Annotated in this window: 11 protein-coding genes; 2 read left to right on the forward strand and 9 right to left on the reverse strand. The window is 52.6% G+C overall.

The window, feature by feature from the left end; all coding sequences use genetic code 11:
* Window positions 1–1127: 1127 nt before the first annotated feature.
* The 4 genes from IX84_RS19110 to IX84_RS19125 are packed head-to-tail and all read right to left on the reverse strand — an operon-like array spanning window position 1128 to window position 2304.
* Window positions 1128–1559, reverse strand: coding sequence for a HepT-like ribonuclease domain-containing protein (locus tag IX84_RS19110; protein ID WP_044224324.1), 432 nt, complete (start codon window positions 1557–1559; stop codon window positions 1128–1130).
* Window positions 1552–1851 carry a nucleotidyltransferase family protein gene (locus IX84_RS19115; protein ID WP_044224327.1) on the reverse strand — a complete coding sequence of 100 codons (300 nt, stop codon included), beginning with the start codon at window positions 1849–1851 and terminating at the stop codon, window positions 1552–1554. The genes IX84_RS19110 and IX84_RS19115 overlap by 8 nt, the downstream gene beginning before the upstream one ends.
* Before the next feature lie 22 nt (window positions 1852–1873).
* Window positions 1874–2083, reverse strand: a complete 210-nt coding sequence (locus tag IX84_RS19120) for a PIN domain-containing protein (RefSeq protein WP_044224413.1) — start codon at window positions 2081–2083, stop codon at window positions 1874–1876.
* Complete coding sequence (locus IX84_RS19125; RefSeq protein ID WP_044224330.1) at window positions 2080–2304, reverse strand: hypothetical protein; 225 nt, start codon at window positions 2302–2304, stop codon at window positions 2080–2082. The genes IX84_RS19120 and IX84_RS19125 overlap by 4 nt, the downstream gene beginning before the upstream one ends.
* A 947-nt stretch (window positions 2305–3251) precedes the next feature.
* Here IX84_RS19125 and IX84_RS19135 point away from each other — a divergent pair.
* On the forward strand, window positions 3252–4559 hold the full coding sequence (locus tag IX84_RS19135; RefSeq protein ID WP_044223612.1) for an IS1380 family transposase: 1308 nt from the start codon (window positions 3252–3254) through the stop codon (window positions 4557–4559).
* Window positions 4560–4884: 325 nt separating this feature from the next.
* Here the strand turns inward: IX84_RS19135 and IX84_RS19140 are convergent, their stop codons facing one another.
* Window positions 4885–5343, reverse strand: a complete 459-nt coding sequence (locus IX84_RS19140; protein WP_044224336.1) for a hypothetical protein — start codon at window positions 5341–5343, stop codon at window positions 4885–4887.
* The gene (locus IX84_RS19145) at window positions 5328–5669 is read right to left on the reverse strand and encodes a hypothetical protein (protein ID WP_152605142.1); all 342 of its coding nucleotides are present in this window, start codon (window positions 5667–5669) and stop codon (window positions 5328–5330) included. The genes IX84_RS19140 and IX84_RS19145 overlap by 16 nt, the downstream gene beginning before the upstream one ends.
* Before the next feature lie 314 nt (window positions 5670–5983).
* Here IX84_RS19145 and IX84_RS19150 point away from each other — a divergent pair, with 314 nt between their 5' ends.
* Window positions 5984–6187 (forward strand): helix-turn-helix transcriptional regulator, encoded by a 204-nt coding sequence (locus IX84_RS19150; RefSeq protein WP_044224416.1) that lies wholly within the window; start codon window positions 5984–5986, stop codon window positions 6185–6187.
* 1843 nt (window positions 6188–8030) lie between these two features.
* Here IX84_RS19150 and IX84_RS19155 read toward each other — a convergent pair.
* The 3 genes from IX84_RS19155 to fcl form a co-directional block, all read right to left on the reverse strand.
* A complete protein-coding gene (locus IX84_RS19155) occupies window positions 8031–8612 on the reverse strand; it encodes a glycosyltransferase domain-containing protein (RefSeq protein WP_072013671.1) in 582 nt (193 codons plus the stop codon).
* A gap of 552 nt (window positions 8613–9164) precedes the next feature.
* On the reverse strand, window positions 9165–10316 hold the full coding sequence (locus tag IX84_RS19165) for a glycosyltransferase family 4 protein (RefSeq protein ID WP_052516212.1): 1152 nt from the start codon (window positions 10314–10316) through the stop codon (window positions 9165–9167).
* A gap of 585 nt (window positions 10317–10901) precedes the next feature.
* Complete coding sequence (gene fcl / locus IX84_RS19170; RefSeq protein WP_044224347.1) at window positions 10902–11834, reverse strand: GDP-L-fucose synthase; 933 nt, start codon at window positions 11832–11834, stop codon at window positions 10902–10904.
* Window positions 11835–12103: the final 269 nt, after the last annotated feature.

A 12103-nucleotide genomic window follows, 5' to 3' on the forward strand; every position in this document is an offset into this window, starting at 1 on the left:
CCTGGGGAAGGTTGAGGTTGGTCTGTGGCGGGGTCTTTGCGAGGATGCTGACTCCCCATACGGGCCAGTGTTGGCGCTCAGCTACGTCAGCCGGAGAAGGATGAGGGTCAGGGCGGGGTCTTCGGGGCTGGGTCTACCGGGGCGGTGTCTTGGGGTGAGCGTTGCCGGTGGGTAGGTCGTCAGGAGGCGGTCGCAAAGCGGCCGGGGCCTTGGAGGACGCTGGTGGGCCCTCAACCTCAACCTTAACCTCAGCCTTAACCTTAGCCTTGGCTGCTCCGGGAAGTATGCCCTAACTTGCGGATGGGAAGGGTGCGACGCTCTGCGAGGTCGAAAAATCAGGATGAGGTTTGGGATGACTAATATTCGACACTCTGCGAGGTCGGTTGGCTTGGGCTGCTGGGGTATACTTTGAGCGTTGGCTGCTTTTGGGAGTGTGCTCCAGCTTGTGGGTGGGGAGGTTGAAGTTTAGGGGTTAGGGTTTAGGGGCGAGCGTTGCCGGTCGGTTGGTCTTGGGATTTGGGCGGTGCCGGTGGGTGTGGCTGGGCTTTCACATTTCGTACCTACGGCACGAGGCTACGGGCGGTCTTGGGTGTTACCGACATTTTGCCCCTATGGGGCATGGGTTGTGGTTTGGAACTGCAAAACAGAGAAATGTACCCATACGGGCCTTGCTGCGCTTCGGAAATGTAAAACGCGAAATGCAACCCATACGGGCCTTCGGAAATGTAAAAGTGGCGAGCGTTGTCGTTGGTGCAGTCTTGGGGCGAGCGTCGCTGGTCGGTGTGGCGCTATTTTTTGTGACGGAAAAGTTAGAATCTCCACCCCCGACCCCTGCCAGGATGGGAATGGTTTTGTGTTGGGTATTGGTGTATAGCAGGGGACCTGCCGTCGCTATTGCTTTGGCAGGCAGGGCACGAGCGGTGCCGATTGGGTGGTCTTGGGATTCGAGCAGTGCCGGTCGGTGTGGCAGGCACGCCCGGCGCACTCGCTGTTCGACGTAGTTTGAAACGCCAGTATACATCCATACGGACAAGTCCATACGGACAAGTCCATACGGACAAGTCCATACGGACAAGTCCGTACGGATAAATTATGGGGAGTCGGTCCCTTCGCCGGGTGGCTTACTCCTATTCTTCTTCATCAATCAAATATTTTAGGTGTCTGTATTGATTCGAATTTACTGTTTTTATCAGAAGTGCGCTCTCAAACGATACTTTGTCAAGCATCTTCACGAGTTCTGATTTCAATTTGGGTAAATAATTCTTGATGATATCAAATGAGATATTTGGGTCTATGCTTCTGTAATCGTGGGCAATCCTGTTCCTCAATTTTGATATTTCGGGCCAAGGTATACCCTTATGTTCTTCTTTTAGGTTATTGTCTATTTTCTTAACTTCTTCGCCAATTACCAATAGAAGTATTTGGCTGGCATTGAAATTCATTTGTTCATTTGCCTCAAAGAAACGATCTGGGTCTTCAAAAGATTCGGTGTATAAAAATATCTTCTCGATTGACTCGAGGATCGTCATTATGTATGTAAAATTCTTCTTCTCATACATAAATCACCGTTTTGTCGATTTCATCCTCAATAATTGGGTTGACATATTCGTGGTTGACCAAATCTATCGTCTCAACTTCTAATAATTCTTTGATGTATTCTTCCAATTCATAGCTCTCTTTAAAGCCTAACCTTATACCCTCTTTGAGATCATAAATCAAATCTATATCGCTCTCATTGTGAAAAGTATTGGTCGAGTAACTTCCAAAAAGACCTATTCGGGATATGTTAAACCTTTTCTCCAAGGTCTCCCTGTTCTCTCTTATTTTATTGATTATCTGGTTCCTATCCATTTGGTTCTAGTCTTTTGGAGAACTATAAAATCTTTAAAAGATATTCTAACGTTTCTTCCTCTGATGCTTTTGATTTCTTAAGTATTCTTTCTTTATGCTTAAATATTTCACCTATCAAAAAATTGGGAGCGTAATACTTATCCTGGCTATTCAGAATTTTATCTCGGGTTAAGGAACGCTGCACCCTAAAGGCTGAAAATACAATATTTGAATCGACGATTACTTTTCTCATTGTTCCGATTTGGGGATAAACCTATCTTTATTTGATTGCCACCAGTCACCTTTGATCTCTTCTCCCAAATCTTCTATTTCCTTTCCAAAATTAACTTTATCAGCTAAAGCTTCCAGTCTTAGGTTCTCGAGAAACTGGAGTAAAGCGTCTTTGTTTATTGATTTTTTGTCAATGCTAATTATAAATCGGTCTTCTGAAGAATCAAGTGTTACCGTTTTCATATCTCTGGTTTTGATCAAAATTACTTCCTTTAAACAAGTTTCTGATTCTTTTGGTTTCTGAATATAATATTAAGGATTTTTAGTTATGTGTTGTATTTGTTGTAACGATGTTTATCCGATAGGGCTCAAATAGTGTATCCACGTCACTGCGTGGCCGTCGTCTGCCTGCGATTTTCCCTAAAGGCTGCAATGCCGGGGGCCAGGCGGGGTCTTCTTGGCGGGGTCTGCCGGGGGTATGGCTTGGGGGCGAGCGTTGCCGGTGGGTGAGGCTGTCTCGCCCGGCGCTCTCCTTTCGCCGGGCGTGCTCGTTGGGGTGGTCCTGGAATACTAGCGTTGCCGGTCGGTGGGTCTCCGGGCTTTCACATTTCGTACCTACGGCACGAGGCATGGGTTGGTCTTTGGAGTTACCGACATTTTGCCCCTATGGGGCATGGGCTGTGGTTTGGAACTGCAGAACAGAGAAATGTACCCATACGGGCCTTGCTGCGCTTCGGAAATGTAAAACGCGAAATGCAACCCATACGGGCCTTCGGAAATGTAAAAGTGGCGAGCGTTGTCGTTGGTGCAGTCTTGGGGCGAGCGTCGCTGGTCGGTGTGGCGCTATTTTTTGTGACGGAAAAGTTAGAATCTCCACCCCCGACCCCCGCCAGGATGGGAATGGTTTTGTGTTGTTTATTGGTGTATAGCGGGGGACCTGCCTTCGCTCTTGCTTTGGCAGGCAGGGCACGAGCGGTGCCGTTGGTGCGGTCTTGGGGCGAGCAGTGCTGGTCGGTTGGTCGTCAGGAGGCGGTCGCAAAGCGGCCGTTGCCTTGGGTGACGCTGGCTGGTCCTTCTCCGTCCGACGTAGCTTAACCCGGATTATTCACGGCAAGGCATAAAAAAAGGGTATAAGTTCTTATATTAGAGTTGCTTAGGCTTCAAAAAATATAAAAACTCCATACCCAAAAATGAGTAATAAAAATACGGCTTTTTATCAGAATAAAAAACAATACACCTTCGATTTTTCGGGCCAGGAAACCAGCTCAGATGGAGGCTTTAGCCTTCTGTACAAACTGGCGAGAAGATCAAAATTGATCAAAGCGTTCAGTGAGCAGGTCCCCGACCGGCGCGACCCTGAGCTGATCACTTACAGTGTTGAAGAGCTGATAATGCAACGGGTAATGCTGCTGGCTTGCGGTTACGAAGATTGTAATGATGTAGATTACCTCAAGGAAGACCCCTTGCTGAAAGCTCTAATGGATAACGGCTTGTGTTCTCAACCAACGCTGAGCCGCCTGGAAAACAGCCTGAACATGGGCGCCGTGTACCGGCTGGCTGAGTGGTGGGTTGACCGGTATGTGGCTAGTTTGCCCACTGATAAAGAGTATGTGATCATTGATGTGGATTGTACCGACGACCCTACCCATGGAGATCAGCAGGGCAGTTTGTTTCACGGCTACTACTGGCAGTGGATGCTCAATGAGCTGTTTTATATAGATGGGGAAACGGGGCAAATCATCCTGCCGGTATTGCGCCCCGGCAACGTACACTCCAATAAATGGAATGACAGGTTTTTGCGGGTAATCGCCAGGAAAATCCGCCAGCGCTTTGGGGATATTCAAATCATCGTCCGGGCTGATGGCGGCTTTTCCTGCCCTGGTTTTTATGAGGTAGTGGAGGAGCAAGACCTTGATTTTTGCATTGGCCTTACATCTAACCCCCGCCTGAAAGCGGCGGTCCGGAAATCTTATGACTGGGTCAATAAGCACTATGGGCAAAAGGGGGCCCGGCATCAAAAGTTTGTAGGGCCCTTCAGTTACCAGGCTGATTCCTGGGATAACCCTCAGCAAGTATATGCCAAAATTGAATCGACGGGCAAAGGCATGAATCTGCGTTTTATCGTTAGCAACTTTGCCGACGACGATGCCGAAGAGCTATACAAAGATTTTTATGTGCAACGCGGAGAGGCCTCTGAAAACCGGATCAAGGAAGTGAAGAACATGTGTTTTTCAGACCGGCTCAGTTGCCATCGTTTCAGTGCCAACTTCTTCCGGCTTATGCTGTCGTGCCTGGCTTATGAGTTGTTGCGCAATTTACGGGGACTGATCCGAAAAACGGCTCATGCCAAAGCCTGGGCCTGGTCGGTACAGTCTATCCGGCTATATCTGCTAAAAGTAGCTGCCCAGGTTCATGAAACGGTTCGCAGGATACACATTCGTTTTTCGCGAGCCTTTTCCCAACAGAACCTGTTCCGAGAAGTGATGATGCAGTGTTAGTGGCTCGCCAGCCAGGGGTCAACAAGGAGGGGGGTTTTTCTACAGGGGGCAAGCCCTGGAGGGAAGGCTATGCCCTTGGCTCATCATTTTCGGCTTTTTTCCGGCAAAATGAGAAAAAATTCTTGGCGAAGGAAAATTTAATTCTATTCCAACCGGGAGCCAAGGAGTAGTTTTGATAAAATCAGCGCGGCATGGAGTTAAAATTTAATTTCAACTCCATGCCGTGAATAATCCGGGTTAAGCGTAGTCGGAAACCTCAACCTTAGCCCTGCCCTTGCCCCTGCCGAGGCCATCCTCCCCGGGGCAGCCCCAAGCCCAGGCTTAGCTATCCTTCCCCAACCTCCTTATCTTCGACCAGCCATTGGTGGAGAAGGAGGCGGGCTTTTGCGGCTGTTTCCTCCGTGAGGTAGAGGCTGATGACGAGCTCCGGGATGGGGGCATCGCGCAGGGCAGGATCGGTGGGGTGGGGGCGTTGGTCTGGGTCCATCTCGGGCGTAGGCCAGGTATCGGTATAGTGGCTGAAGAGCGCGCCTTGTAAGTCTGCCGGATCGTATTGCAGGATACGGATGAGCTTGTGACGTTCCGGAACGTAGGCATCGAAAATCGGATTGCCATCGGCTATGGGCTGCCCATTGCCGGACTGATTGTTGTAGAAAGGGTGGTGGGTCAGCCCGTGCGGCTGTAGCAACTGACGGACTTCGGATGCCCAAAACTGTTCGGCTTGCTTGTAGACGGTGGCGTCGGAAAGGAAGCTGCGGAATAGTGGATTTACAAGAGTCGCCATAGGACAATAGTTATAATGAGTAGAATAGATACAAAAGCGGTGCCGCTCCAGACTTCAATGTCGATCCGGATGCTCCGGTTTTGACGGTTGTTGAAACTTCTGCGGACTGGGGCGTCTATGCCGCCTTCGGTTTGGTCAATGAAGCGTTCGGCTTCTTCAAAAGGGCGCTCGCGCAGGGCCTGGTCTGCCGGACTAAGCCTGTTGCGCAGCCTCTTCAGTAGGGATAACCCCTTTTCTTTGCTTAATGGTTCCGTTTGCGACCAGCTTTCGCTGGCTTCCAGGCCGCCGCCCTGGGCTTGTATGCTGACGATTAAGTGGTTTGCCACAGCAAACCTACTCAATGTCAGCATTTACGCTGGGAAGTGGCTTGCTCCGATGTCGCAAACCACTTCGTATTGCGTATATGCGACCTCGGTGTGCTTTTCTCGGCATGAGAAAGTGTTTTAAAGGTGAATAATGGTCGCAAGTGTGGGTTTGAAATTGGGTGACAGACCGCTCTGTGTTGAGCTTTTTTGGGCCTGATAAGGACAAATATACAAACTTGTTACATTTAATGCAACTATTTTAAAGTTTCATGTATTTTTTGAATTTTCTTCTCCCATGCTATGCCGTAATTTTGTCAGGAATCATAAATCAGGTAATGCGGCGGTATAACAGGATTAAGGCGGTATTGGCAGACAAGCAAAAGTCTAGCAAGTGGTTAGCGGAGGAGGTGGGTCGGAGCCGTGCTACAGTCTCGCGTTGGTGCTCCAATCACGTACAGCCGCCATTGGAGGTCTTGTACGAGGTGGCGGATGCCCTGGAGGTGGATGTCCGGGAGTTGCTGGTGCCTAATAAGAAGTAAGGATTTCCGGAAATGGCTTTAACCGGGTGAAATAGCGCCGTGCCGTTAGGGTATACTTTGAGCCCTGGCTTCCCCGTGAAGTATGCCCTAACTTATGGGTGGGTGATTTTAAAACTAAGGAAAGGTGCGACGCTCTAAGAGGTCGAAAAATCTGGATGAGGTTTGGGATGACTAATATTCGACACTCTGCGAGGTCGGTTGGCTGGGCGTTAGGGTATACTTTGAGGGTTGGCTGCTCCGGGAAGTATGCCCTAACTTGCGGGTGGGAAAGGTGCGACGCTCTGCGAGGTCGAAAAATCAGGATGAGGTTTGGGATGACTAATATTCAACGCTCTTCGAGGTCGGTATGCTTGGGCTGCTGGGGTACACTTTGAGCGTGGACTGCTCTGGGAGTGTGCTCCAGCTTGCGGGTGGGGAGGTTGAAGTTTAGGGGTTAGGGTTTAGGGGGTGAGCGTTGCCGGTCGGTTGGTCGCCAGGAGGCGGTCGCAAAGCGGCCGTGCCCGTGGAGGACGCTGGTGGGCCCTCAACCTCAACCTCAGCCTCAACCTTAGCCTTGGCCTTGGCTGCTCCGGGAAGTATGCCCTAACTTGCGGGTGGGAAAGGTGCGACGCTCTACGAGGTCGAAAAATCAGGATGAGGTTTGGGATGACTAATATTCAACGCTCTTCGAGGTCGGTATGCTTGGGCTGCTGGGGTACACTTTGAGCGTGGACTGCTCCGGGAGTGTGCTCCAGCTTGCGGGTGGGGAGGTTGAAGTTTAGGGGTTAGGGTTTAGGGGGTGAGCGTTGCCGGTCGGTTGGTCGCCAGGAGGCGGTCGCAAAGCGGCCGTGCCCGTGGAGGACGCTGGTGGGCCCTCAACCTCAACCTCAGCCTCAACCTTAGCCTTGGCCTTGGCTGCTTCGGGAAGTATGCCCTAACTTGCGGGTGGGAAAGGTGCGACGCTCTACGAGGTCGAAAAATCAGGATGAGGTTTGGGATGACTAATATTCGACGCTCTTCGAGGTCGGTTGGCTGGGCTGCTGGGGTACACTGTGAGCGTGGACTGCTCCGGGAGTGTGCTCCAGCTTGCGGGTGGGGAGTTTGAAGTTTAGGGGTTAGGGTTTAGTGGCGAGCGTTGCCGGTGGGTAGGTCGCCAGGAGGCGGTCGCAAAGCGGCCGGGGCCTTGGAGGACGCTGGTGGGCCCTCAACCTCAACCTCAGCCTCAACCTTAGCCTTGGCCTTGGCTGCTCCGGGAAGTATGCCCTAACTTGCGGGTGGGAAAGGTGCGACGCTCTACGAGGTCGAAAAATCAGGATGAGGTTTGGGGTGACTAATATTCGACGCTCTTCGAGGTCGGTATGCTTGGGCTGCTGGGGTACACTTTGAGCGTGGACTGCTCCGGGAGTGTGCTCCAGCTTGCGGGCGGTGGGTGTTGTGGTCCCTCCTTCGCCTTGGGGCTACGGCGGGTGCTTTGGTATTTTGGTTTTATGGTGTTATGGCGGGGCAGGCTCGCCCGGCGCACTTCTTTCGCCGGGCGTGCTAGTTGGGAGGGTCCTGGATTTTGAGCGTTGCCGGTCGGTAGGTCGCCAGGAGGCGGTCGCAAAGCGGCCGGGGCCTTGGAGGACGCTGGTGGGCCCTCAACCTCAACCTTAGCCTTAACCTCAGCCTTAACCTTGGCTGCTCCGGGAAGTATGCCCTAACTTGCGGGTGGGGAAGGTGCGACGCTCTACGAGGTCGAAAAATCAGGATGAGGTTTGGGATGACTAATATTCGACGCTCTTCGAGGTCGGTATGCTTGGGCTGCTGGGGTACACTTTGAGCGTGGACTGCTCCGGGAGTGTGCTCCAGCTTGGGGGTGGGAATATTACCCCCTATTCTTGTGAGGGGCAATACTCAAATAAGGGTTGTCATAAATGTTGATGGGGAGGGCACGGAAGGGGAGCTGCTGCTGCCAGGCGATGTAGTTGAAGCTGAGCTGGTCGCGGCGGCTGTGCTGCTGGTAGAAATGCCACCACGCATTGCTGAATTGAATGACGGCTGCATGGTGGTGCTGCCGGGCTATAAGGCCACAGGCGGCCAGGCCCTGATGCGGTGGGTAGTTTTGGGTGCGAATGGTATCTACGGTCTTTTGGATGAGGACGGGGTCGTCTTTGTGGTGGCGGGTACACCAATCGGCTTCTTCGTATATGCAGTCGCGGTAGGGATGGCGGAATAGGACGAAGGGGGATTGCCGGAGGGCTTCCCGGAATAAGCTTAGGATGGCAGAGCCGGTGAATTGCATATTGGCGTCGTGCCAAATGCTGGTGGGGTAGTGGGGGAGGAAAAGGTGGGGCAGGAGCTTGGGCAGACGGGAGGCGCGGATAGGGTCCTGGTGCAGGGGCGGGCAGGAGATGATCTGATACTGATCGCTCTGCAGGGGCTGATCGGTAAAGCAGAGGTAGTCCACTCCCGGGAAATCGGGCTGCGGGCGCAGGGTGTCGTAGGGGCTGAATATGGCGGTGTACAGGGTGAGGATGGGAAAAAGAGACTTTAGATTGCTGGGGCTTTGATGTTTTTGGCCGAGCGTTGCCGGCCGATGTGGCTTAGGGAATCAGAACGCCGGGGGCGCTCCCTTCCCCCGGCGTTCTGTAAGCAGTGCCCCGCTGGTGTGGCCTTGGCTTTCACATTTCGTACCTACGGCACGAGGCAAGTAGTAGTCTTGGGGGTTACCTATATTTTGCCCCTAGCGGGGCACTGGCTGCGGCGGGTCTGCCGGGGGCGCTCCCTTCCTCCGGCGTTCTGTAAGCAGTGCCCAGCTGGTGTGGCTTTGGCTTTCACATTTCGTACCTACGGCACGAGGCAAGTAGTAGTCTTGGGGGTTACCTATATTTTGCCCCTAGCGGGGCATTGGCTGCGGCGGGCTCCGCAAAGCAGGCGTGGCGGCTCCTCCATAGGGAGCGGCAATTAATTGTCGCCGTATAGAAGGCTGCGCTTCGGACCAACCTGAACCCTAGCTGCCCTAGTACGCCTTGCTCCTCGCTGCTGCCTTTTCCTCTTCCCGACGGGTGGAAAGCCTGCCGCTGCGGTAGCTGTTGAGCTGAAGGATTTTCTTTTTGTCCTCACGCTTTCGGTTGACGGCGCGGTGGAAGTACAGGGTGCCAAGGCTGGCGCTGAGCAGGACGATGCCTAAGATAAGGTGCTGTTCCAGGTAGTTTTGCCCGATGAAGGCGAAGAGGATCATACCGGCGTTGAAGGCCACCAATACGCCCGTGGCCTGCGCATGGGTGAAGCCGTAGTCCACTAAGAGGTGGTGGATGTGGCGGCGGTCCGGCATCAGCGGGGAATGCCCGCGGGCCATGCGGGTGGCGAAGACGCGAAGGGTGTCGAAGAGGGGGACGACTACCACGGTCATCGAGACGGCGGCTATGCTTTGAAGGTGAAACATGTGCCCAATGTTCAGCGCGGCATTGGAGGTGATAAACTGAATGACAAGGGTGGCCGTGATGGTGCCGAGGATCAGCGAGCCCGTATCGCCCATAAAGGTGCGGGTGGGTGGCATGATGTTGTAGCGCAGAAAGGCAAGGTAGGCGGCGGTGGTAATGGCGGCCAGAATGGCGAAGGCGGGCTGTTCTGTATTGAAGAACCAAATACCGAGGATGGTGCTGACAAGTATGCCAATGCTTGCCGAAAGGCCATTGATGCCGTCAATAAGGTTGAAGGCATTCATGATCACCAGGACGGTAAATCCGGAAACCAAAAGGGAAAACCAGTAGGGGAAGTCGCTGTGGAAGCCCAGCAGCCCGTGCATGCTTTCAATGCGGATATCACAGGCGTAGACGATGAGAAAGGCCGTGATCATCTGCGCGACCAGCTTCTTCTTGGCGTCCATGGGCTCTAAATCGTCTTTGAGGCCGACGACGAAGATGATGAAGAGCGCGCCGACCAGGTATTGCAGAAATTGGTGGCTGGCGAAGGGGACCCACATGAACAACGCTATCAATATCCCCATAAAAATACCAACGCCACCCAGAGAGGGGGTGGCGACGAAGTGGGAGCTGCGCTCGCCGGGAACGTCACATAAATGCCGTTCGTTGGCGATTTTGATTACAGGCGGTATCGCTAAGTAGGTGAATGCGAAGGATGTTACAAATCCTGAGATTATGTTTTCCATGGGGATAATTGGGAGTTTCAGTGTTTTGTGCTCCCCAAAGATAGGAACTTTATTCTTTATCTATCGGATATGCTTATTGTTAATCTATGTTTTTGGGTTAAGTTATTGTAAAGTAGGGGGTTTTTAACACTCAGGCACGGAGGGGTTTTTTACCACTAAGGCGCTAGAGGCACGGAGGGCACTTAGGGTTTTTTACCACTAAGGCACTAAGGCACTGAGGGCACTTAGGCTCTTTTTTGACACTAAGGCACAGAGGACACTGAGGGGGTAAGACTTCAGTCTTAGTGAAACTTACTGCCTAAGTGTCTTAGTGTTTACCCCCCCTAGTACCAGCTTTCCCCACTCAGGCACGGAGGGATTTTTTACCACTAAGGCGCTAGAGGCACTGAGGGCACTTAGGCTCTTTTTTGACACTAAGGCACAGAGGACACTGAGGGGGTAAGACTTCAGTCTTAGTGAAACTTACTGCCTAAGTGTCTTAGTGTTTACCCTTGGGTTTTACCACTAAGGCACAGAGGACACTGAGGGGGTAAGACTTCAGTCTTAGTGAAACTTACTGCCTAAGTGTCTTAGTGTTTACCCCCCCTAGTACCAGCTCTCCCCACTCAGGCTTTCATACACCCGCTCAATCCCCTCCCGCAGCCCAATCCGCGCCGTCCAGCCAGCTGCTTTCAGTTTGCTGACGTCCATGAGCTTGCGGGGGGTGCCGTCGGGCTTGGAAAGGTCGTGCTCCAGTTGGCCTTCAAAGCCGACGATGTCTTTGATGAGCAGGGCCAGGTCTTTGATGGGGATGTCTTCTCCGGTGCCGATGTTGACGAGCCCGGGCTCATCGTAGGTCTGCATGAGGTAGTAGCAGGCGTCCGCCAGGTCGTCTACGTGGAGGAACTCCCGCTTTGGGGAGCCGGTGCCCCAGATGGTCACGGCTTTGTCCCCGCGCTTCTTCGCTTCATGAAATTTGCGGATTAGGGCGGGCAGGACGTGGGATTTCTCCAAATCATAATTGTCATTGGGCCCGTACAGGTTGGTGGGCATGACGGAGATGAAGTTGCAGCCGTATTGGTGGCGGTAGGCGTCGCAGAGCTTGATGCCGGCTATCTTGGCAATGGCATAGGGCTCGTTGGTGGGCTCGAGCTCTCCGGTGAGGAGGTAGTCTTCCTTCAGGGGCTGTGGGGCCAGCTTGGGGTAGATGCAGCTGGAGCCGAGGAATAGGAGCTTTTCCACGCCGTTGTCCTTCGCGGCATTGATTACGTTGTTCTGTATCATCAGGTTGTCGTAGAGGAATTCGCCCCGGTAGGTGTTGTTGGCGAGGATGCCTCCTACTTTGGCGGCGGCGAGGAAGACGTGGGTGGGCTTTTCTTGCGCGAAGAACTCGTTTACGGCGGCTTGGTTGCGGAGGTCGAGCTCTTTGCTGGTGCGGGTGATGAGGTTGGTGTGGCCTTCGGCTGTTAGCTTGCGGGCTAGGGCGGAGCCTACCATGCCTCGGTGACCGGCTATGTAGATTTTTGATTGGTTATTCATGTTGTTTTTTTTACCACTAAGGCACGTTAGGCACTGAGTTTTTTTACCACTAAGGCACATTAGGCACTTAGGGTGCACTGAGTTTTTTTACCACTAAGGCACGTTAGGCACTTAGGGTGCACTGAGTTTTTTTACCACTAAGGCACGTTAGGCACTTAGGGTGCACTGAGTTTTTTTACCACTAAGGCACGTTAGGCACTTAGGGTGCACTGAGTTTTTTTACCACTAAGGCACGTTACTCACTTAGGGTGCACTAATTTTTTTTACCA

Origin of the sequence: Phaeodactylibacter xiamenensis (assembly GCF_000759025.1) — a bacterium.
Taxonomy (GTDB): domain Bacteria; phylum Bacteroidota; class Bacteroidia; order Chitinophagales; family Saprospiraceae; genus Phaeodactylibacter; species Phaeodactylibacter xiamenensis.